The sequence below is a fragment of the Deinococcus gobiensis I-0 genome, from assembly GCF_000252445.1.
GTDB lineage: Bacteria > Deinococcota > Deinococci > Deinococcales > Deinococcaceae > Deinococcus > Deinococcus gobiensis.
Genome location: NC_017790.1, coordinates 2431590 through 2452755, shown reverse-complemented (window position 1 = coordinate 2452755; position 21166 = coordinate 2431590). Strand labels below are relative to the sequence as shown.

Annotated in this window: 19 protein-coding genes and 1 riboswitch; of the genes, 7 read left to right on the top strand and 12 right to left on the bottom strand. The window is 71.4% G+C overall.

Annotated elements, in window-relative coordinates; translation table 11 throughout:
- Positions 1 to 11: 11 nt before the first annotated feature.
- A complete protein-coding gene (locus DGO_RS11640; RefSeq protein ID WP_014685719.1) occupies positions 12 to 704 on the top strand; it encodes an MBL fold metallo-hydrolase in 693 nt (230 codons plus the stop codon).
- Between the two features lie 23 nt (positions 705 to 727).
- On the opposite strand, the gene DGO_RS11635 is transcribed toward DGO_RS11640, so the two are convergent.
- Together DGO_RS11635 and proS are read right to left on the bottom strand one after the other, a co-directional pair.
- Positions 728 to 1213: a DinB family protein gene (locus DGO_RS11635; RefSeq protein WP_014685718.1), complete on the bottom strand. Its 486-nt coding sequence runs from the start codon at positions 1211 to 1213 to the stop codon at positions 728 to 730.
- Positions 1214 to 1384: 171 nt separating this feature from the next.
- A complete protein-coding gene (gene proS / locus DGO_RS11630) occupies positions 1385 to 2869 on the bottom strand; it encodes a proline--tRNA ligase (RefSeq protein WP_014685717.1) in 1485 nt (494 codons plus the stop codon).
- Between the two features lie 97 nt (positions 2870 to 2966).
- On the opposite strand from proS, the gene DGO_RS24655 reads away from it, so the two are divergent.
- Entirely contained in the window at positions 2967 to 3098 is a 132-nt protein-coding gene (locus DGO_RS24655) for a hypothetical protein (RefSeq protein ID WP_264371032.1), read from the top strand.
- Between the two features lie 92 nt (positions 3099 to 3190).
- On the opposite strand, the gene DGO_RS11625 is transcribed toward DGO_RS24655, so the two are convergent.
- Positions 3191 to 3604 carry a winged helix-turn-helix transcriptional regulator gene (locus DGO_RS11625; protein ID WP_226991359.1) on the bottom strand — a complete coding sequence of 138 codons (414 nt, stop codon included), beginning with the start codon at positions 3602 to 3604 and terminating at the stop codon, positions 3191 to 3193.
- A gap of 147 nt (positions 3605 to 3751) precedes the next feature.
- Between DGO_RS11625 and DGO_RS11620 the strand changes: the two genes are divergently transcribed.
- The 4 genes from DGO_RS11620 to DGO_RS11605 all read left to right on the top strand — a co-directional run bounded on the left by DGO_RS11620 (position 3752) and on the right by DGO_RS11605 (position 6044).
- Entirely contained in the window at positions 3752 to 4522 is a 771-nt protein-coding gene (locus DGO_RS11620; RefSeq protein ID WP_014685715.1) for an SDR family oxidoreductase, read from the top strand.
- Between the two features lie 44 nt (positions 4523 to 4566).
- Positions 4567 to 5103: a GNAT family N-acetyltransferase gene (locus tag DGO_RS11615; protein WP_043803763.1), complete on the top strand. Its 537-nt coding sequence runs from the start codon at positions 4567 to 4569 to the stop codon at positions 5101 to 5103.
- Positions 5100 to 5681, top strand: a complete 582-nt coding sequence (locus DGO_RS11610) for a P-loop nucleotide/nucleoside kinase family protein (RefSeq protein ID WP_145975316.1) — start codon at positions 5100 to 5102, stop codon at positions 5679 to 5681. The genes DGO_RS11615 and DGO_RS11610 overlap by 4 nt, the downstream gene beginning before the upstream one ends.
- Before the next feature lie 99 nt (positions 5682 to 5780).
- Positions 5781 to 6044 (top strand): DUF2171 domain-containing protein, encoded by a 264-nt coding sequence (locus DGO_RS11605; protein WP_014685712.1) that lies wholly within the window; start codon positions 5781 to 5783, stop codon positions 6042 to 6044.
- A 71-nt stretch (positions 6045 to 6115) separates the two neighbouring features.
- On the opposite strand, the gene DGO_RS11600 is transcribed toward DGO_RS11605, so the two are convergent.
- Positions 6116 to 8167: a zinc metalloprotease gene (locus tag DGO_RS11600; RefSeq protein WP_014685711.1), complete on the bottom strand. Its 2052-nt coding sequence runs from the start codon at positions 8165 to 8167 to the stop codon at positions 6116 to 6118.
- A 487-nt stretch (positions 8168 to 8654) separates the two neighbouring features.
- Here DGO_RS11600 and DGO_RS11595 point away from each other — a divergent pair, with 487 nt between their 5' ends.
- Positions 8655 to 9662, top strand: a complete 1008-nt coding sequence (locus DGO_RS11595) for a homoserine O-acetyltransferase family protein (protein WP_014685710.1) — start codon at positions 8655 to 8657, stop codon at positions 9660 to 9662.
- Between the two features lie 211 nt (positions 9663 to 9873).
- On the opposite strand, the gene DGO_RS11590 is transcribed toward DGO_RS11595, so the two are convergent.
- From DGO_RS11590 to DGO_RS11555, 8 genes are all read right to left on the bottom strand, one after another.
- Positions 9874 to 10698, bottom strand: a complete 825-nt coding sequence (locus DGO_RS11590; RefSeq protein WP_014685709.1) for a bifunctional 5,10-methylenetetrahydrofolate dehydrogenase/5,10-methenyltetrahydrofolate cyclohydrolase — start codon at positions 10696 to 10698, stop codon at positions 9874 to 9876.
- 39 nt (positions 10699 to 10737) lie between these two features.
- Positions 10738 to 12279 carry a bifunctional phosphoribosylaminoimidazolecarboxamide formyltransferase/IMP cyclohydrolase gene (purH, locus tag DGO_RS11585; RefSeq protein ID WP_014685708.1) on the bottom strand — a complete coding sequence of 514 codons (1542 nt, stop codon included), beginning with the start codon at positions 12277 to 12279 and terminating at the stop codon, positions 10738 to 10740.
- A 57-nt stretch (positions 12280 to 12336) separates the two neighbouring features.
- Positions 12337 to 12424, bottom strand: a riboswitch (ZMP/ZTP riboswitch).
- A gap of 90 nt (positions 12425 to 12514) precedes the next feature.
- Positions 12515 to 13063, bottom strand: a complete 549-nt coding sequence (locus tag DGO_RS11580) for a hypothetical protein (RefSeq protein WP_014685707.1) — start codon at positions 13061 to 13063, stop codon at positions 12515 to 12517.
- A gap of 120 nt (positions 13064 to 13183) precedes the next feature.
- Positions 13184 to 16606, bottom strand: coding sequence for an efflux RND transporter permease subunit (locus DGO_RS11575; protein ID WP_014685706.1), 3423 nt, complete (start codon positions 16604 to 16606; stop codon positions 13184 to 13186).
- On the bottom strand, positions 16603 to 17901 hold the full coding sequence (locus tag DGO_RS11570) for an efflux RND transporter periplasmic adaptor subunit (RefSeq protein WP_014685705.1): 1299 nt from the start codon (positions 17899 to 17901) through the stop codon (positions 16603 to 16605). The genes DGO_RS11575 and DGO_RS11570 overlap by 4 nt, the downstream gene beginning before the upstream one ends.
- Complete coding sequence (locus DGO_RS11565) at positions 17898 to 18941, bottom strand: TolC family protein (protein WP_014685704.1); 1044 nt, start codon at positions 18939 to 18941, stop codon at positions 17898 to 17900. Before DGO_RS11565 ends, DGO_RS11570 begins: the two co-directional genes overlap by 4 nt.
- The gene (locus DGO_RS11560; protein ID WP_083847281.1) at positions 18938 to 20446 is read right to left on the bottom strand and encodes a TolC family protein; all 1509 of its coding nucleotides are present in this window, start codon (positions 20444 to 20446) and stop codon (positions 18938 to 18940) included. The genes DGO_RS11565 and DGO_RS11560 overlap by 4 nt, the downstream gene beginning before the upstream one ends.
- An 80-nt stretch (positions 20447 to 20526) precedes the next feature.
- Positions 20527 to 21123 carry a TetR/AcrR family transcriptional regulator gene (locus DGO_RS11555; protein ID WP_014685702.1) on the bottom strand — a complete coding sequence of 199 codons (597 nt, stop codon included), beginning with the start codon at positions 21121 to 21123 and terminating at the stop codon, positions 20527 to 20529.
- Positions 21124 to 21166: the final 43 nt, after the last annotated feature.

Genomic DNA, 21166 nt, shown 5'->3' with positions numbered 1-21166 from the left:
AGCCTCCCCCTATGTCCCTGAGTCAACATGTCCGCGACATCGCCCTGAAGGCCACCCCGCCCTCGGGCACGCCGATGACCCTGCACCTGTCCCTGATCCTGGACCCGGTGGAGGGCCCGACCCTGGTGGACACCGGCTTTCCGGGCATGCTGGAGCTGCTGCGCGCGGCCCTCCAGGCCGAGGGGGTGGCCCTGGGCGACGTCCGGCGGGTGCTGGTCACGCACCACGACCTCGACCATATCGGTCTGCTGCCCGACGTGGTGCGCGAGAGCGGCGCGCAGGTCTGGGCCTCGGCCGCCGAGGTGCCTTTCGTGCAGGGCGAGCAGGCCCCGCAGAAACGCCCCGGCACGCCCCCGCTCTCGGGGCTCCCGGATATCCGGGTCAGCCGTGTGCTCGGAGACGGCGAGGTGCTGCCCCTGGCGGGCGGCGTGCGCGTGCTGGCGACCCCCGGCCACACGGTCGGGCACACCAGTTTTCTGGTCGAGCAGGACGGCGTCCTGATCACGGGAGACGCCCTGACCAGTGAGGACGGGACCCTCAACAGCTTCAACCCGCAGTTCACGCCCGACCAGTCCCTCGCCCGGCAGAGCGTACGGCGACTGGCCGAGCACTCCGGCGCGGTCCGGGTCATCCAGACGTACCACGGCGGCTCCGTCTCCGAGGACGCCGCCGGACAGCTCCGGCGGGTGGCCGGCGAACGCTGAGGGATGCTCGGCGCGCGCGGCGTTCAGGCCCCGTCGAGCAGCCTGCGCAGCACCGTCAACGTGCCCAGGTGGTAGGCGTTGTGGTCGGCCACCAGCAGAAATTCCCGCAGCCAGGTCTGCCCCTCGCCCTGCGGGGGCTGCCCGTTGGGGACCACGGCGAACAGGTCGGTCCGCGGGTCGTCGAGCAGGGCCAGCAGGGCGGCGAGGTCGGCCCGGAAGGCCGCCACCTCGGCGTGCCACTCGGCCTCGGTCGCGTCCTGGCGGTGGGGCCAGTAGGCGGCGGGCCACGCCACCTCCTCATAAGGCTCCTCCCGCACGAAATTCAGGATGTCGCGCTGCGTGAACCGCAGGTGCCACAGCACCTCGAAGGCCGAATAGGGCAGACCGTCTCTCCGCTCGTTCAGGCGGGCCAGGGGAAAATCCCTGATCACGTCGTCGAACATCAGGTGGGCCTGCGCCTTGGTGAGCAGGTCGCGGACATGGCGCCGCAGGGCAGAGTCGGAGGTCATGGCGTCAGTATGGAAGCGGGGTGTAGTGGGTGGGAACTGGGAAAGGCAAAAGAAACAGGCTCCGGCGCGACGCGGGAGCCTGTTTCTTCTGGTCTGGAATGAAAGCTGGGGAGGAGAGACGTTTCTACAGTCCCGGCGCCGTATCCACACCAGATCTCCCGCAGCCTCCTCTCAGTACTGGCGGCCGAAGATCACGCGCTTGCCGTAGGCGGCGGGCTTGCCGGTATGTACGCACACGCCCTCCTCGGCCTCGGCGAAGAATTCGGCGTCGTCCAGGGGCACGTTGCGGGCGGTCGCCTTGGTGTCTTCCTTGATCTGGCGCTCGCTCTCGGGGTCGCCGCAGTGGAAGGCGCGCACCCACTTGCCCGCCTCGATGGCCGCCTTGAAGTCCTCGTAGGTGTCCACCGTGACCGTGTTCTCCAGCATGAAGTCGGTCGCCCGCTTCAGCAGCCAGTCGTGGACGCCGTCCAGGCGGGCCGCCATGCCGGCCACGGCCTCGGCGCGGGGCAGGGTCTCCTTCTCGGCGCTGTTGCGGTTTTTCACCACGACCACGCCGCTCTCTAGGTCGCGGGGGCCGAGTTCGATGCGCACCGGCACGCCCTTGAGCTCCCAGTCGTTGTACTTGAAGCCGTTGGTCACGCCGTCGCGCTTGTCCACCTTCACGCGCAGGCCCTGGGCGCGCAGCTCGGCGGCGAGCTTTTCGCCTTCCGCGACCATCTCGTCGAAGTTGTCCTTGCGGCCCACCGGAATGACCACGACCTGGATGGGCGCGATGCGCGGCGGCATGATCAGTCCGGCGTCGTCGCCGTGCGTCATGATGATCGCCCCGATGATGCGGCTGGAGATGGCCCAGGAGGTCGTGTGGGCGAACTCTTCCTTCTGCTCGCGCGTTTGGAACTTCACGTCGAAGGCCTTGGAGAAGTTCTGGCCCAGGTAGTGGCTGGTGCCCGACTGCAAGGCCTTGCCGTCGCGCATCATGCCCTCGATGGAGTAGGTGGAGACCGCCCCGGCGAAGCGCTCGGAGGCGGTCTTCTCGCCGCGCACCACCGGCAGGGCCAGCACGTCGCGGCAGAACTCGTGGTACAGGTCCAGGATCGTCCGCACTTCGGCGCGCGCCTCGGCCTCGTCGGCGTGGGCGGTGTGGCCCTCGTGCCAGTAGAACTCGGAGGTGCGCAGGAAGGCCTTGGTGCGCAGCTCGGCGCGGAACACGCTGCCCCACTGGTAGTGCAGGAAGGGCAGGTCACGGTAGGAGTTGAGCCAGCCGCTCCACATGTGCCCGATGATCGTCTCGGAGGTGGGGCGCATGACGTAGGGCTCGGCCAGTTCCTCGGTGCCGATCTTGTTCACCGTGAACAGCTCGGGCGCGAAACCCTCGACATGGTCCGCCTCCTTCATGATGAAGTTCATGGGGATCAGGGTCGGGAAGATCAGCGATTCGTGCCCCGTCGCCTTGAAGCGGTCGTCGAGCCAGCGCACGACGTTTTCCCACAGCGCGCTGCCGTAGGGCCGCACGACCATCGCGCCCGCCACCGGGGAGTTGTCGGCCAGGTCGGCCTTCTTCACGACCTCGTTGTACCAGTCGTTGAAGTCCACACTCTGGGGCGTCACGCCGTACTGCGCCGCCTTGTTGTCTTTCTTGCCGCCGTCTTTCGTCATCCTGCCCAGGATAGCCGCTCGGGGCATGGGGTGAGGGACCGGACGCGGCACCGCCGGATTCGGTCTCGGCAGCGCCCACAGGCCCATCCATCCCCACATGGCGCGCCTGCCCTGCCTGCTCGGCATCTCGTCTGTCTGGCGTGTGCGGGTCGGTGTTCTGTCGGAGAGCGCCGGGTCGCCGGGCCCGGAGCCCGACGCGCTGTCGCTGCCGTTCTACACGGCTTTTTAAAAGCTGCTGCGGACCAAGGAACCGTCATAGACAAGCTTTGTGCGCTTCTGCAAAGGCATCCGGCTGTTCAGGCCAACCTTCGCATCACTCCATCAGGTGCCGGAGTCCGTGTCCTGCGCCGCAACCGCCCTTCCCGAACTCCGGGGGAGCGCTGCCGACTGGAAGTCCTGCCTGGCCTGCGCCACCTGAGCGTGGTACTTCTCGGCCCACTCCCAGACGCCGCAGAACGCCTCGCTCAGGCTGAGGCCCAGCTCGGTCAGCCGGTAATCGACATGCGGCGGAATGACCGGATGCACCGTGCGCAGCACCAAGCCGTCACTCTCCAGCTGCCGCAGGGTTTTGGTCAGCATCTTCTGGCTGATGTCGCCCACGAGGTCACCCAGCCGGGTAAAACGCAGCGTGCCGTGCTCGGCCAGCTCCTCCAGGATCAACATGGTCCACTTGTCGGCCACCCGCCCGATCATGTCCCGGACCAGCAGTTCGATCTCCGGCCCAGGCTGACGCACCGAAGGCTCCGTATCCGGCGCGGCCTGTCTCTCCACCTGCCGAGACTCCATCAGATCGCCACTCTCCTCTGGGTAAGTATAGAACTTCTGGGTGCCTACTTCTCAATAGAGAGTGACCTGCCTACACTCGTTGCCAGGAGGAATCTCATGAATCTGACAGGCAATACCATCCTTATAACCGGTGGGGGTTCGGGCATCGGACGGGGTCTGGCCGAGGCGTTTCATAGGCTCGGTAATACGGTCATCATCGCGGGCCGCAGGCAGCAGGCGCTCGACGAGGTCACGGCGGCCAACCCCGGCATGAAGTCGGTCCGGCTCGACGTGGATGATGCCGAATCCATCCGCAGCGTGATGGCGCAGGTCATCCGCGACTTTCCGGCGCTGAACGTGCTCGTCAACAACGCAGGCATCATGCGGACCGAGAGCGTGCGGGCCCTGCCCGAAATGCTGGACGCGGCCGAAGCCACCATCGTCACCAACCTGCTGGGCCCCATCCGCCTGACCAACGCGGCCCTAGCCCATTTTCACGGGCAGGCGCAGGCGGACCCGCAGGCCCGCGCCGCCGTGCTCAACGTGACTTCCGGTCTGGCCTACGTGCCCCGCGCAGACACGGCGACGTACAGCGCCACCAAAGCTGCCCTGCACTCGTATTCGCAGTCGCTCGGGGCGCTGCTCAGAGGCACCAGCACCCAGGTCATCGAACTTGTGCCGCCACTGGTCGCCACCGAACTCACGCCCGGTCAGTCGGCCAACCCGCAGGCGTTGCCGCTGAACGAGTACATCGCGGAAACGATGCGCCTGCTGGCCGAGCACCCGGAAGCGAGCGAGATCGTCATCGAGCGGGTCAAGTTCCTGCGCTACGCCGAGCGCGAGAACCGCCACGAGGCGACCTTCGACACGGTCAATGCGCTGAACTGATCCGGGCGAGTGAACCCGGCGCGCCCCGCCGTATGCTGCCCCCCATGCCCGTCCTGAACACGCCCCGGCTGCGGCTGCTGCCCCTGAGCCGCGAGATGATCGAGCGCCGCCTGGAGCGCGCCGAGTTCATGCTCGACGACCAGGGTCCTGAAGGCGAGTGGACGGTCCACTTCGGCCCCGAGTGGCCCGGCGACGCGCTGGCGATCTTTCCGGCGCTGCTGCGGGAACTGACGACCTCCGGGCGGGCCGAGGCGGCCACGACCTTCGTGGCGGTGGGGCGCGGGGACGGCGAGGTCATCGGCCAGCTCGGCGCGAAGGGCGAGCCGGATGCGGCGGGCGACCTGGAGATCGGTTACGGTTTTGGCCCCGAGTCCTGGGGGCAGGGTTACGCGACCGAGGCCGTGGCCGCTCTGTGCGACTTTCTGCGCGGGATGGACGGCGTGCGGCGCCTGACGGCGCAGACGGCCACGGGCAACGCCGCCAGCGGGCGCGTGCTGGAAAAGACCGGCTTCGTGCGCGTCGGCACCGGCTGGACCGCCGACGACGGCGACCTGATCCTGTGGGCGTGGGGGCCGCAGTGACCGCGCCGGCTCAGGGCCACTCCAGGCTCTTCCTGCTCGTCGGACCGCCTGGCAGCGGCAAGCGCACGGTGGGGCTGGAACTGGCGCGGCTGACGGGGGCGGCGCTGCTCGACAACCACCTCATCAACGATCCGGTGTTTGCGGCCTTCGGGGCCGACGGGGTGCGCCCTCTACCGCCCGAGGTCTGGACCTATACGCGGCAGGTGCGCGACGTGGTGCTCGCGGCGGTGGCTGCCGCGCCCCCGGAGGTCAGCCACATCTTCACGATGTACCTGGGGCGCGGCGAGCGGGAGGCGGCCTTCGTCGAGCGTTTCCGGGGGCTGGCGCTGGCGCGCGGAGCGCAGTTCGTGCCGGTGTGGCTGGACTGCGCCCCTGCCGAACTCGCCCGACGCATGGACCGGCCCGAGCGCCGCGAGCGCCTCAAACTGCGTGATCCGGCGGCCCTGAGTCGTCTGCTGGAAGATGTGGGCCAGCAACCCGCCCCCGCCGACGCCCTTCGTCTGAACACCGCCGAGCTGACGCCGGCCCGCGCCGCGCAGATCATCGCCGGACAGCTGCCGCCCCGGCCCGGCGCCTGATTTCCGGCCAGCCCACCTAACTGTTCCCTCAAGGCCGCGTAATGCCTGCCTGAAGCTGACTGTCATCTGATGGCCACGTGTGGCCCCTAGCCTGACCTCATGACGCAAGACACCCAGATCAGCGACCGCATCGCCCAGGACCTCAAGGATCGCCTCGCCAAGGAAGGCGAGCACCTTCAGGTCAAGGACGTGAATGGCGAGCACGTCGGCACGGTGGACCACATGGAAGGCGCGGACCAGCTCAAGCTGACCAAGAACGACAGCACCGACGGCCAGCACTACTACGTCCAGCTGTCGCAGGTCGAGAGCATGGACGAGGTGGCCGTGTACCTGAACGTCACGCGCGACGAAATCCTGAAGTAAGCGCCCACCCCGCAGACGCCATAACCGCAGAGCGGCCACCTCGTCCGGGGTGGCCGCCCTGCGTTACGGAATCAGTTCGCCAGACGCTTGAGGCGCTGGGCGCGGGTTTCCTCGGGAAAGACCACGGCGCCCTTCTGCGGCAGGAAGGTGCGGCTGTAGCGCGGTTTGGCGGCGAGCGCCTGGGCCGAGAGGCCGTTGAGGTTCTGGTACCACTTGTAGCCCTCGACCTTCACCCCGGCCGCCTGCGCGGCGTCCAGCACCTGACGGTAGCCCTGGTGGGCGAGCTGGGCCGCTTCGAGATAGGACAGCGCGTCGTACTTGGTCTCGGCCTGCGCGAAGAGGCTGTCGGCGCTGGTGGCCGCGGCCGCCACGCTGCTCTCCTTGCCACCCTGGCGCGCGAGTTGCAGCACGGCGTTGGCATTGGTCAGGTAGGCGGCCGTCAGGTAACGGTACTGGCTGTCGAGGTTGAACTGCCCGAAGCCGCGCGACAGGTCGTTGTACGACATGACGCTGGCGCTTTCGTCGCCCAGGTTGGCGAAAGCGAAGGGGCCGCTGGGGCCGTAGGAGGTGTCGCTCTCGCTGTCGTAGCCGTCGTGCGGGTGCGAGAGGCTCAGGTGGTGGCCGACCTCGTGCGTGGTCGTGTCGGTGAAGCCGTAGCCGGCCTTGAAGAGCCCCGGCGTCAGGAACGAGTACACGAAGCTCTGGGTGCCGGTCTCACCGTCGTCGTAGGCGATGCCCAGCAGCCCGCCCTGGGCGTCGGCGTCGTCGTTGAACAGGTATACCGGCAGCAGGTAGCGTCCGGCCGGGGTGTTCGCGTAGCTGGCGCGCAGCTCGTTCACGCCGAACTGGAACAGGCGCTCGCCGGTCGCGTCGGCGTAGTTCGGCGAGCAGATGTCCTCGGGAATGCTGGTGTCGGCGAAAAAGCACTTGTACACGTCGGCCAGGTCGCCGCTCAGCGCCGTGCTCCTGACCGTGTTCGAGAACTTGGCGAAGGGTTGCAGCACCGACACGCGGCTCTGTACGAGGTCGGGCTTGAGCACCCGGCCCTGCGCGGCGGCCTGGTCGCCCTGTTCGACATGCAGGTCGAGCTGGATGTCCTCGGGCAGGTGCGGGGGCGTCAGGGCCACGCGGTAGATGGGGCTGGGCGTGAACAGCAGGTTCAGGGCCACATAGCGCGTCACCAGGGCGAGGTCGGGGCTGACCTTGCGCCCGTAGCCCAGGCTGGCCTTGCGGGTGCCGTAGTCCCAGATGGGCGGCATGCGGTAGTCGGCCACCTTGTCGCCGTCGGTGTCCTGGTTGGTGATGTCGTAGGCGCTTGTCCAGGGGTCGGGGTTGGCCGAGAGGTCGTAGAACCACACGCGCTGCGCGGCGGCGTTCTCGCGCACGCTGCCGCCCCAGGCCACGAGGCGGCGGCTGGCGCGCTCGCCGAACTTCGTGCCGGTGTCGCTGTCGGCCGCCTCGGTGCGGGTGTAGCTGTGGAACTTGAAGTCGGGGCGGTCGTACCAGTTCACCAGGAATACGGTGTACTCGCCGGGCTTCACGCCCACGCGGGCCACGTTGTCGGCCAGCCAGTTCTCGGTCTTCAGGGCGTCGATCTCGTAATTGCCGGTGATCTCGCGGTTGATGTTGCCGGCGGGGGCCGCGCAGGTGGGGTCGCCCGTCTTGGGGTCCACATCGTTCTGGCAGTTGTAGAGCTGCTGGTAGTAGGTCACGGCCTTCGCCTCACCGGCGCTCCCCACGTACTTGAAGAAGTCGTCCTCGAAGCTCTGGTCGGCGAAGACGTAGTTGTACTTGTAGCTGAAGTCGTTGCCGGTCGGCTCGGTGCGGCCGTAGGCGCTGGGAATACGGGCAATCGGGCTGGACGAGGCCGGCAGGATCCGGTCGAAGTCGCCCGTGCTCACCTGCCGCGCGGTCGCCACCTGTCCCGGCGAGGTCTGGCGGTAGCCCACGAACACGATGTTGACCTTGAGGTCGGTGCGCAGCGTGCCCTGCTGGCCGGGCGCGAGCAGCTTGAGGCCCGAGAAGTCGGTCGGGGCGGGGGGAGTCACCGGGACGTCCGTGCTGCCGCAGGCGGCCAGCAGCGCGAGGCCCAACGTACCGAGCGTAAGGGAAAGACGGTTCATAAGCCTCCAGAAGGGGCCAGCCGACCGGGCGGCGGGACCGTGAACATGTGAGCGGGATGTGGCCGACCCCCGGAGTGTAGTTGAAACGTCTGCTCAGATGTCGTCGGTTAGGCCACACTGGGGCCCTCCGCGCCGGCCGGCTTGACCCCCGGCGGCCCCGGGCGCTACCCTGACGGTCAGCTCCCGCACGGAGCCGACCCACTTCAGAGCGCCCGAGAGACCTGGCTCGCAGACGGCGCGGCAACCGGACCCCATCGCGTCACGGTGCCAAGGCCAGCCCACCGGACAGGTCAACGATGAACCGCCGGTACGGGACCAAGAGGGAAGGTCACGCGGTGAATCCACGCGCCCCTTCTCGCACTGCCGCCGCCGGGGACGCGCTCCATCTGGACCTCCCCACCCGACCGTGAGGAGAACCGTTCATCATGGCGCACGCCATTTTCCGCTGCTGTTGTCTGCCCTTCCTTCGCCTGTCCGGGGCGCGGGCATGACGGTGTCGACCCGTCCCGCGCCCGCTTTCGTGCCCTCGCCCGCCCCGGTGGCCGAGGCCCCACGCCGCCGCAACGCGCTGCTGTTCCGCCGCGAGCCGCTGCTGCTCGACTGCGGCCAGCCGGTGAACAACGTGCGGGTGGCCTACCACACCTACGGCGAGGCCCGCGAGGAGGCCACCCTGGTCCTGCACGCCCTGACCGGCACGAGCGCCGTCCACGAGTGGTGGCCCGACTTTCTGGGTGAGGGCCGGCCGCTGGACCCGGCACGCGACTACGTGGTCTGCGCCAATGTGCTGGGCGGCTGCGCGGGCACGTCCGGTCCCTCCGAGTTGCCCCAGATCGCCGGGCAGGACGCGCCCCTGAGCCTGCGCGACATGGCCCGGGTGGGCCGCGCACTCCTGGAACACCTGGGCGTGCGCCGCGTGCGCGTGGTCGGGGCGAGCATGGGCGGCATGCTGGCCTACGCCTGGCTGCTCGAATGCCCCGACCTCGTCGAGCGGGCCGTGATCGTCGGCGCGCCGGCCCGCCACTCGCCCTGGGCCATCGGCCTGAACACGGCGGCCCGCAGCGCCATCCGCGCGGCGCCCGGCGGCGAGGGCCTCAAGGTCGCGCGCCAGATCGCCATGCTCAGCTACCGCAGCCCCGAGAGCCTCGCCCTGACGCAGGCCGGACAGCGCCGCCCCGGCGTGCCCGCCGTGACCTCCTACCTCGAATACCAGGGCGAGAAGCTGCAGGCCCGTTTCTGCGAGCGCAGCTACGTGGCCCTGACCGGCGCGATGGACGCCTTCTCGCCCAGCGACGCCGAGCTGCGTGCGGTGGGGGTGCCGGTGCTGGTCGTGGGCATCACCAGCGACGTGCTGTACCCGGCCGCCGAGGTGCGCGCCTGCGCCGATCAGCTGCCGCGCGCGACCTACTGGGAACTCGACTCGCCGCACGGCCACGACGCCTTCCTGATGGACCCGCAGGAGCTGCCGGAGCGGGTCGGGGCCTTTCTGCGGGGCTGAGCCGCGTTCCGTTGGGCCTCTTCTGCGAGGCGCCACCTGGGCCGGTCCCAAGCCCCAGGCCTGGAAAAGGAGCGCTGGATCTCTGTCCGGCGCCTACGTTTTCCCGGCAGCACGCAGCAGGCCCTGACCAGAGTGGACGCCTCTGGGGACGCCCGCCTGTCCCCGTCTGCCCGGGCCATCCCCTCCCTCGCCGATAGGCGAGGAGTCAGGATCACTCGACCGGCTCGCCGCGCTGCAACTTCACGGCGCGCACGAGGTTCTGGTACATCAGGGCGCTCGTCAGCGGCCCGACGCCGCCGGGCACCGGGGTCTGGGCGCGCACCGGCAGGCCGGGCTCGGCGTCGCCGACCACCTCGCCGCCCTCCTGCACGTTGATGCCCGCGTCGATGACCACGTGCTCCGGGCGCACCTGATCCGCGCGCAGCAGCCCCGCGCGGCCCACCGCCACCACCACCGCGTCCACCCCGGCCAGCACCCCGGCGAGGTCGCGGGTGTGCTCGTTGCACAGCGTAACCGTCATGCCCTTGTTGTTCAGCATGAAGGTCAGCGGGCGGCCCACCGTGCGCCCCGGCCCGATCACGGCGGCCCGCAGGCCGCGCAGGTCGTCGCCCAGGGCCTGCCTCAGCAGGAAGCGCACCGAGCGCGGCGTGGGCGGCAGCAGGGCCTCGGGTTCGCGGCCGGCGGCGATGAGGGCGAGGTTGGCCGGGGTCAGGCCCTCCACGTCCTTCTGCGGGGCGAGGCACAGCAGCGCGGCGTCGGCGTCCAGTCCCGGCGCGAGCGGCAGTTCCAGCACCACGCCGTGCACGTCCGGGTCGTGCGACAGGGCCTGCAAGACCGCGTGCAGCCCCTCCTGCGTGGCCCCGGCCCCCAGGTCACGCACCGAGAAACGCACGCCCAGGCGCCGCGCGCGCCCCGACTTGCTCTCGACGTACACGCGCGAGGCCTCGTCGGCCGAGGCCAGCACGCTCACCAGATGCGGCTGGAAATCCCAGGCGGCGAGGTCGCGGCGCACGCCTTTCAACACGGCGTCGGCCATCGTCTTGCCGCGCAGGGGATGGGGATGGTCGCTCACAGCTCAGTGCCGGAAGTGCCGCGAGCCGGTGAACACCATGCTCAGGCCCAGGTCGTTACACGCGGCGATGACCTCGGGGTCGCGCTTGGCTCCGCCGGGCTGCAAGATCGCCGTGACCCCCGCAGAGGCCGCGAGGCGCACCACGTCGTCGAAGGGAAAGAACGCCTCGGAGGCGAGGACCGCGCCGCGCGCCGCCTCACCCGCGTTCGCCACCGCGCGCTCGGCGGCCCAGATGCGGCTGACCGCGCCGGCCCCCAGGCCGACCGTCACGCCACTTCTGGCGAGCACGACCGCGTTGCTCCGGGCGTACTTCACGACCGCCCAGGCGAAGCGCAGGTCGAACCACTCCTGCGCCGTCGGCTCGCGCGTGGTCACGGTCTCGGGGCACAGGTCGTCCCAGGGGCGGGCGTCGCGCTCCTGCACGGCGAAGCCCCCGGTCAGCGGGCGCACGTCCAGCACGCTCACGTTCCGGGCCGGCGCGGCCACGAGCACGCGCAGGTCGGGCTTCTTCTCCGCGAACCACGCGGCGGCCTCGGGCGTGACCTCGGGGGCGATCAGGACTTCGAGGAAGGTGCCGCGCATCGCCTGGGCGGCCCCCAGGTCCACGGGGGCGCTCACGGCCACCACGCCGCCGAACACGCTGAGGGTGTCGGCGTCGCGGGCGCGCTCCCAGGCCGTCTTCACGTCGTCCGCCAGGGCCACGCCGCAGGGGTTGGCGTGCTTGACGGCCACGCAGGCGACCTGCCCGGTCTGCGCTTCCTGCTCGGCCAGCGCGGCGCACAGCGCCCAGGCGGCGTCGGCGTCGGCGTAGTTGTTGAAGCTCATGGGCTTGCCCGCCACCACCTGCGCGTCGATGACCGGCCCGCGCGCCGCGCCCCAGCGGTAGATCGCGCCGGGCTGGTGCGGGTTCTCGCCGTAGCGCACCTGCGCGGCCCGGGTCAGGTCCAGCGAGAGGTGCCCAGGCAGCGCGGTGGGCAACTCGTCGGAGGTGCCGTCCAGATACGCCGTGATCGCCGCGTCGTACTCGCTGGTGTGGCGGTAGGCCTTGGCCGCCAGCCGCCGCCGGTCGGCCGCCGAGACCTCGTCCTGCAACGCCAGCGCGTAGTCGGCCGGGTCCACCAGCACCAGCACCCCGGCGTGGTTCTTGGCCGCCGAGCGGATCATGGCCGGGCCGCCGATGTCGATGTTCTCGATCACCTCGGGGTCCGGCGCCCCGCGCGCCACCGTCTCCCGGAAGGGGTAGAGGTTCACGCACACGAGGTCGATGGTCGAAAAGCCCTGGCCCGCCAGTTCGCCCAGGTGCCCACTTTCGCGCCGCGCGAGGATGCCGCCGTGGACGGCCGGATGCAGCGTCTTGACGCGGCCGTCCAGCATCTCGGGAAAGCCGGTCACGTCGCTCACGGCCGTCACCGGCAACCCGGCGTCGGCCAGGGCCTTGTGCGTACCGCCGGTGCTCAGCAGCTCCCAGCCGCGCGCCGAGAGGGCGCGGGCGAACTCCACCACGCCGGTCTTGTCGCTTACGGAAATCAGTGCCCGTCTTGCCATGTCTGCTCCCCCAAACGTGCATGTAGATGCACGCGAGCGCCCCCGCATGTGCGGAGACGCTTCGACCCAGGCGCGCGATCAGCTCGGTTTGGGGCACCGCTTCCCCGTGGTCGGCCCACGTTCAGCGCCAGTCGCGGCCCCGCTCGCCGTCCACCATAGCGCAGCCGGGTGCAGGCGGCGAGCGGGGCCTGCCGCGCCCCCGGGGTTCCGGATGATCCGGTGGACGGGACGGGGCTCAGCGCTCGGGCGTGCCGGGGGGCGTCTCGTGGATCACGGTGCCGGGCTGGTCGGGCAGGGTCTGGGTGTTGCCGCCGATGACCTGACGCAGCTCCTCGATGGCGGCGCGTTCCTTGTCGTTGACCTGCTCGCCGCCGAAGCCCAGGAAGCCCCCCTCCTTGGCTGCCGCCGCCGTGCGCTCGGCCACCTGCATGAGCATGGTGCGGTAGGCCTCGGCGTCCTCGGGGCTGGTCTTGGCACTCACCAGCCACACCGCCTGCCGCACGGCGTCCAGGCTCTGGCTGCGGACATCCTCGATCGTGCGGGCCTGCTCCTGCGTGGGTGGGGTGGGCGGCGTCCCCAGCAGGTCGGCGGCCATCGCTTCCATCAGCGGCGTGCGGCCCTGGGCGCTCACGCTCTGGCGCACCGCCGCCGCGATGGCCTGGGTCTCGGCCACGATACCGGTCAGGCCGCTGGGGCTGGCCGCCACGATCACGGCGCCCGCACGGCCAGGGCCGGTCATGACCTTGAACCACTCGTCGGGCGTGAAGTTGTCTCTCAAGCTCATGCCCCAGGCTAGGCACCCGCAGGGCCGCTCCGCGTGGGAGAAGGCTTCAGGCAGCTTGGGGAAGAAGAGGGGGGGAGCGCCCGGCCCGGACCCTCCCCCCTCCCTTCTGGTGACGGCGCTTCAGTCGCCGGCCACCAGCCCGCCCCCCGGCAACTCGGGCGCGGGGTCGGGTTTCAGCCTCTTGCGCTCGAAAAGCCAGAAGACGCTGGGGACCACGTAGAAGGTCAGCAGCGTGCTCGTGATGACGCCGCCCAGGATCACGATCCCCAGGCCCCGGCGGAACTCGGCGCCGTCGCCGTGCCCCAGCACGAGCGGAATGCTGATGACCAGCACGGTCAGGGTGGTCATCAGGATGGGCCGGAAACGCAGTTCGGCCGCTTCCAGCAGCGCCTCGCGCAGCGGCAGGCTGCGGGCGCGCTCGGTCACGAATTCGAGGTACAGGATCGAGTTCTTGGTCGAGAGGCCGAGCAGGATGACCATCCCCAGCACCGTAATCACGTCGAGGTCGGCCCCGAACAGGTGCAGGGTCCACAGCGCGCCCACGATGGCGAGCGGAATGGGCATGAGCAGGTAGATGGGGTAACGGAACGAGTTGAACTGCGAGCCCAGCACGAGGTAGGTGAGCAGAATGGCCGCGATCATGATGACCGGCCCGTAGAAGATCAGGTCGCTCGTCAGGCTGCCCACGCCGACCGAACTGGCGTTGCCCAGCGTGACCCCGCCCGCGAGCAGCCCGGAGGCGCTGGCCTTGCGGACGATCTCGTTCTGGTACGCGAAGGCGTTGGGGCCGCCCGGCACGAGGTTGATGTCGAAGGTGGCGGTGTAGGCCTTGTTCAGGCGCCGCAGCGTGGCGGGGGCCTCGCCGGTCTCAAAGCGGCCGAGCTGCGACAGGGGCAGGTTGGCCCCCAGCGCCTGCGAGTACACCGTCTGCGAGAGCAGGCTCTGCTCGCCCTGGATGCGCGCCGGGTCGAGCTTGACCACGATGTCCACGCTGCGGTCGCCGTCGCGCACGCTGCCCGCCACCGAGCCGTCGTTGTAGGTGCGCAGGGCCTGGGCCACGTCGGTCGCGCTCAGGCCGGTGCCCGAGAGCTGCGCGGCGCCCGGCACGAAAGTCCGTTCCTCGCGGGTGTTGGCCTGGCTGCTCTCGACCGTGCGGATGTTGGGGTCCTGCCGCAATTGGCGCAGCAGCGTGGTCGCCCGCTCGGCGAGCAGCGCCTGGTTGGGGGCGCTGAGGGCCAGGCTCACGTCGGCCTCGCCGCCGGGGGCCAGCGACTCGCCGCCCACCCGCAGGGTGGTGCCCGGCACGCGCGCGGCGAGGGGCTGCAACTCGCGGGTGTAGCGGGTGGTCAGTTCCTCGATGCCGGGGCGCGCCTCCTTGCCCACCAGGGTCACGGTCAGGGTCGCCACGTTCGAGGAGGTGCTCAGGGCTTGCTGGCCCCGGCCCACGCTGCTCTGCACCAGCCGCACCTCGGGGTGCGCGAGCAGCTTCTGCTCGATCTGGCGGGTCAGGGCGTCGGTGGTGCTCAGGGTGGTGCCGGACGGCAGCTCCAGGTTCACGGCCACGATGCCGCTGTCACTGCGGGGCACGAAGCCGAAGCCCACGCCGCGCAGCGCCAGCGGGGCACTGAGCAGGAACAGCCCCGCGACCAGCAGCACGACGCCGGGCCGCCTGAGCGCGCCGCCCAGGGTACGGGCGTAGGCCTTCGCCACGCGCGCCACGCTGCGGTCGGTCCGGCCGTGCAGGGTACCGGTCAGGGCTTCGAGCAGGGCGTACAGCGACGTGACGACGTAGCGCACGAGCGCCAGGACCGCCGGGGCCAGCAGTACGCTGAGCGCAGTGACCACGGCGGCCGGCCAGCCCAGGCCGCGCAGCGTGAGGAAAGTCACGGCCCCGGCCACGATCAGCCCCAGCCAGCCGGGGACGGTCCGTACGCCGCGCAGGGCGGCCATGAAGAAGGTGGGCAGCAGCCCCAGCGTGCGCGGCACGTCGGCCCAGGTCAGCACCTTGGGTTCGCGGGTGTAGGCCATGCGCACCGTCAGGAACAGCAGGCTTTCCAGCCAGCTCAGGGCGATGGCGGCGGCGATCCCCAGCCCGAACTGGCTGAAGAACTGCCCCAGGATGCCCGGCATGAAGCTCAGCGGAATCAGCACGGCAAGGAGCGAGAAGGTCGCGGCGGTCACGGCCGAGAAGACCTCCGAGCCGCCCAGCAGCACGCTGCGCACCGGGCCGTAGCCCAGGTCGCGGTAGCGCTGGACGTTTTCGGCGACCACGATCGAGTCGTCCACCACGATGCCGATGGCGACGATGATCGCCAGCAGCGAAATCAGGTTGAAGGTCACGCCGATCAGCCCGAACAGCAGCGGCGCGGCGCTGATCGAGATGGGAATGGCGATGATGACCGACAGCACCGTGTTCAGCCGCCCCAGGAACAGCAGGCAGATGACGCCCACCGCCGCCACGGCGATCAGGAACTCGTTGAAGGTGTCGCTGACCGTCGCGCGGGTCTGCTCGGTGGTGTCGCTGGCGACTGTCAGGCGGTAGCCGGCGGGCAGGGGCTGGGTCTCCATCGCGGCGCGCACGTCGCGGGCGACCGCCACGCTGTTGCTGCCGCTGGCCTTGCGGATGGCGAGCAGCACCGCCGGCTGGCCGTTCACGCGCGCCAGGCTGCCGGGGGCGGCGCTCGTGTCGCGCACGCTCGCCACGTCCGAGACCCGCAGGCCGCTGGCGGCGTCCACGGTGATGGCCGACACGTCGGCGGCGCTGCGCGGCGTATTGCGGGTGCTCAGCGAGGTGGCGCTGCTCCCCTGCGTCAGCGACCCGGCGGGCAGGTCCAGCGCCGAGGCGCCGATGGCCTGCGTGACCCGCGCGGGCGTCAGGCCGTAGTTCTGGAGGCGCAGGGGGTCGAGCAGCACCTGCACCTGCCGGTCGGGGCCGCCGCTCAGGGTCACGTCGGCGACGCCCTCCACGCGTTGCAGCCGGGGCACCAGGGTGTCCTCGGCATAGGTGGTCACGGCGGCCGGCGCGGCGCGGCCCCCCAGCAGGGCCAGGGTCAGGATCGGGGTGGCGTTGGGGTCGAACTTCTGCACGACCGGGGCGTCGGCCCCCGCAGGCAGCGTGCCCCGGATGGCCGCGACCGCCTGCGACACGCTGTTGGCCGCCGAGTCCACGTTCGTGCCGTCGGCGAAGTTGATGACCACCGCCGACTGTCCGCTCACGCTGGTCGTGTTGATGTCGCTCACGCCCGCCAGGGTGCTCACCGCGTCCTCGATGCGGCGGCTGACCTCGCGGTCCACCTGGTCGGGATTGGCGCCGGGATAGCCCGTGCTGACCGCCAGCACCGGCACCTCGAAGTTGGGCAGCAGGTCCACGCCCAGGCGGGTCGTCGAGACCAGCCCCAGCAGCGCGACCATCACGAAGATGCCGATGGAAAAGACGTAGTTGCGTACGCTGAAGCGCACGAGTGGGTTGACGGCGGGTTCCGGCGTGCCGTCGGGCAGCGCGCCGCGCGGCGCGTTGAATTCCGGCGATTCGTGGACGCTCATGGCTGGCTGCCCTCGCCGGAGGCCGACGCCGGGGCCGCCGTCACGGCCGCGCCGCTGCCCACCTCGACCGCGTCGCCGTCCTGGAGGCTCGCGGGCACCGGGCTGATGACCGGCGCGCCCGCCTCCAGCCCGGTCACGGCGGCCTGGGCTCCGGCCTCGGCCACGACGTTCACGGCCTGGCGCCGGGCCACGCCGTTCTCGGCCACGTACACGCTGTTCTCGCCGCCGCCACTCTGCACGGCCGCGCCCGGCACAATTATCCCGCGCCCGAGCGCCGCGCGGTAGCGCACCTGCGCCGAGGCGCCGACCGGCAGCCGCTCGCCGCCCTGCACGTTGGCGGTGACCGGCACCAGGCGGTCGGTGCCCGCCACCGCCGGATTGCCGCGCACCACGGCCACGTAGTTCACGCCGCCGTAGCCGAGGTTCAGGCGGGTGCCGTCGGTCAGCGCCGCCGCGTCGGTCGGTGGCACGTTGAAGCGCGCCTGGATGCCCGCCGGGTCCACCAGCCGGAAGACCGTGCTGCCCTGCGCGGCAAATTCGCCTTCCTCGACGTTGATATCGGCCACGACCCCGGCGAAGGGCGCACGGACCTGCGTGCGCGCGAGGTTCTGCTCGGCCTGCCGTACGCCCGCCTGCGCGGTGTCGAGCTGCGCGCGTTGCAGCGGCACGCTGGCCTGCGCGCTGCGGCCGTTCTGGGCGAGGTTCTGCCGGGCCTGGGCCAGCCCGCCCTGGGCCTGTGCCAGCGCGGCGCGCGCCGCCTGCAGGTCCGCGAGGCTGATGCCCCCGAGGTTGTAGAGGTTCTCGCTGCTCTGGGCGCTCTGGGTCGCCTGCGCGAGCGTGGCCTGCGCCGAGGCCACGGCCGCCTCCAGCGCGCCGCCCGACCCGGCGACGTTCTGCTGGGTCTGCTGGAGGCTGATCTGGGCCTGCTGCACCTGAAGGCGGGCGTTTTCCAGCGCCTGTCGCTGCGTGGTGTCGTCGAGCTGCACCACGACCTGCCCGGCCGCGACCCGCTCGCCCTCCTCGACCAGCCGGGCGCGCACGGCCCCGCCGGCCTGCGCCGCCACCTGGCTGTCACGCACCGCGCGGATGTTGGCGGCCACGCTGCGGTTGGCGCTCAGCGTGCCCTGCCGGGCCGCGACGGTGGTCACGGCCAGCCGGGTGGTCTTGGGCGGCGCGGCGTCGAGGTCGTTGCGCGCGGCCGTGTTGCCCGAGGGCGAGCAGGCGGCGAGCAGCGCGCCCAGCGTCAGGAGGGCCGGGGCCAGGACGGCCAGTGAGGAGGAGACGCGGCGGCTCATCGCACCAGCCCGGTCTGGTCGAGGCCCGAGGCGACCCCCAGGCCCGCAAGGGCGCGCCACAGGCCGTTCTGCGCCTGCTGCACGCCGAAGTCGGCCTGCTGCGCCTGCACCTGCGCCTGCTGCACCTCGACGGCGGCGGCGGTCCCGGCGCGCAGCCGGGCCTGCGCCTGGGTCAGCGCGGTCTGGGCGTTGCGGGCCTGGGCCTGCGCCACCCCGATCTGCTGGCGGGCGCTCTCGACGGCGCGGGCGGCGTCGCGCACGCCCGTAGCGGCGGCGCGCGTGGCGTCGTCCAGGCTGCGCTGGGCATTCGCCAGGGCCACCTGGGCGTCCTGCAGGGTGCGCGCCGGCGTGTAGTCGTTGTTGGCGACGCGCACCTGTAGGGCCGCGAGTTCGGTGCCCTGGGCCGCCTGCACCAGCCCGCTCAGGCGGGTGTTCAGGCCGCTTTGCAGCGTGGTCACGGCAGCGCTGGCGGCCGGCGGTGTGGGCAGCGGGGCCAGGGTCAGGTCGGTGCCGGCCGCCAGGCCCAGCGTGCGCGCGAGCCCGGCGCGCAGCACCGGCACCTGCGCCTGCGCGTCGGCGAGTTCCTGGCGGTCGCCGTTCAGGGCGGTCTGCACGCGGCTCACGTCCAGCGCGGTCGCCACCCGCGAGGCGAGGCGGGCCTGCGCGATCTGGAGGTTGCGGGTGTCCAGGGCCACCTGCGCCGTGTTCAGGCTCACGCGCCCGGCCGCCTCCGAGGCGGCGACGTACTGCGTGATCACCGTCTGGGCCACGTTCAGCTTGGCCGCGTTCAGGGCCGCGAGCCCCGCCGCCGCGCCCTGCTCGGCCTGGGTCAGCGTCGTGATGATGGAGGTGGGGTCGGCGCGCACCGCCCGCAGGTTGGCCTGGGCCTTTTGCAGGTTGGCGCGGGCCGTGGTCACGTCGGGGCCACTGTCGAGCGCGCGGGCCACCGCCGACGGCAGCGTGAGGGTCAGGGCGGTCTGGGCCTGGGCGGCGCTCAGGGTCAGGGCGGTCAGTAGGGCAAGGGCGGGGCGGGTCTTCATGGGCGGGCTCCTGATTCGGCGGGGGTGGTCGGGGTCGGGGTGGTCGGTGCGGAGAGGGGCAGGGTGGGCGGCAGGCTGCCCAGCAGCGCCGGATCGAGTTCTCCGGTGGCCTGTGCCAGTGCCAGCGCGCTCAGGGCGACGTCCTGCGCGGCGCGGTCGAGGGCCTGCTCGGCCTGGGCGAGGTTCAGTTCGGCCTGGGCGACGTCCAGACCGGTGCCCAGCCCGGCGTCCAGACGGGCGCGGGCGCTGCCCAGGGCGACGGCGGCCCCCTCGCGCGCCAGTTGCAGGGCGCTCAGGCCGCCGCGCGCGTTTTGCAGGTCCGCGAGCCGGGTACGCACCTCCAGCTCGACACCCAGGCGGGCGTTTTCCAGCGCCAGGGTGGCCTGCTGCGCGCCGAGCTGCGCCTGCGCGGCGGCCTGCGGGCGGCCACTGCCCAGCAGCGGAAAGGTCCCGCTGAGGCTCAGGGCCAGTCCGTTGGGAATCTCGCCGGGGTCGCGCAGCGGCAGGCTGACCTGCGCGCCCAGCACGCCGGTCTTGAGGTTCAGGCTGCCCGACACCAGCCGCCCGGCGTTGCCCTGGGCGTCGCTGAGCTGCCCGGCCTGCACGGCGGCCGTCAGGTCGGGCAGCGTGGCGTCGCGTTGCGCGGCCACCAGTCCGGCCTGGGCGTCGGCCAGCCCGGCCAGCGCGCGGGCGATCTCGGGGCGGGCCGCCGCCGCGCGGGCCAGCAGGGCGGCCTCGGCGGCGGTTCCGTCCCCCAGCGTGGGGAGCGGCGCGTATTCGGCGGCCGTGCCCGGCAGCGTGACTGGCCCGCCCAGCACCCGCGCGAGGCCCTGCGCCGCGCTCTGCACGCCGCGCGTGGCCTGGGCCTGGGCCGCCTGGGCCTGGGCCAGCGCGCCCCGGCTTTGCAGCAGCCGCTCTTCGGGAATCAGGTTCTGGGCACGCTGCGCCTGTGCGGCCTCCAGCAACCGGGTGTTCAGGGCGAGTCCGGTGTCGGCCAGCGCGAGGGCCTGCGCCGCGCTGCGCGCCCCGGCGTAGGCCTGGGCCGCCTGAAGGGTCAGGCTGGCCCGCGCCCAACGCAGCTCGGCAGCGGCGGCCCCCAGCGCGCGCTCGGCGCTGCGCACTCCCTCCAGGGCAGGCGACCAGGGCAGCACGCTCAGGCCCACGCTCGCCGTGACGGTGCCGGTGCCCTGCCAGGCCCCGCTGTCCCAGGGGACCCGCACCAGAGCGGCGTTGCCGCCCACACTCAGGCTCAGGCCGGCGCGGGCGCGGGCGCTGTCCAGCGAGAGCTGCGCGGCGCGGTAGTTCAGGTCGGCGGCCCGCCAGCCCGGCGATTGCCGCAGCTGCGCCAGCACGGCGTTCAGGGAGGTCAGGGGAGCGGCGGCGCCGGCCTCCCGCGTCAGGGGGGTCGGCGCGGCGGTGGGCGCGGCCTGCGCCGCCACGGACCCGCCCGGGAAGGCCGCGCTCAGCAGCCCGGCGAGCAGAAAAGGGAGACAACGTGTGGACATAGAACCTCGGACGAAAGGGCAGGAGAGGGGCCGGACGGACATTAGTGAGTCGCAGCTTTTTTACTGGTCCGGCGGCGGTACTAGGGGGCCATGCCCGGCCACAGCAGGTCGAGCAGGCCGCGCACGTAGCGCCCCTTGTCGATCGACAGGCGGCGCGTTTCGGGCGTGAGCAGGTGGGCGTCGTAGCCGTGCATGGTCAGGCTGCCCATCAGGGTCAGGGCGGTCAGGTCGGCGTCCAGGGGGCGCACGCGGCCCAGGGCGATCTCGGCGCGCAGGTAGCTGGCCAGGGCGTCGAGGTGGTGGCGCAGCGGGTGTTCCAGGCGTTGCAGCAGCGTGTTGTGGCTGGGGTCGTGGCCGCGCGCGAACACGGTGGTCAGCATCGGCACGACCCGCTCCATCTCGGTGAGGATGGACATCGCCACGTCCTCGAGGTTGCGCCGCACCTCGCCCTGACCGGCACGGGTCTGCAACTCCGCCTGCCACGCCGCCTGCTGGTGCAGGCCCAGCGCCGCCTCGAACAGGTCCTCCTTGCTCGCGAAGCGCTTGAAGAGCGTGCCTTCCGACACCCCCGCCCGGCGCGCGATCTCGGCCGTCGTCGCCGAAAATCCCTGTTCCAGAAACACTTCCCTGGCTGCGTCCACCACCTGCTCGTCGGAAATCGTTCGGGGTCGAGCCATAAGTGAGTATTTACTTCTTAATCGGCGCTTCCGTGTGTGGGCC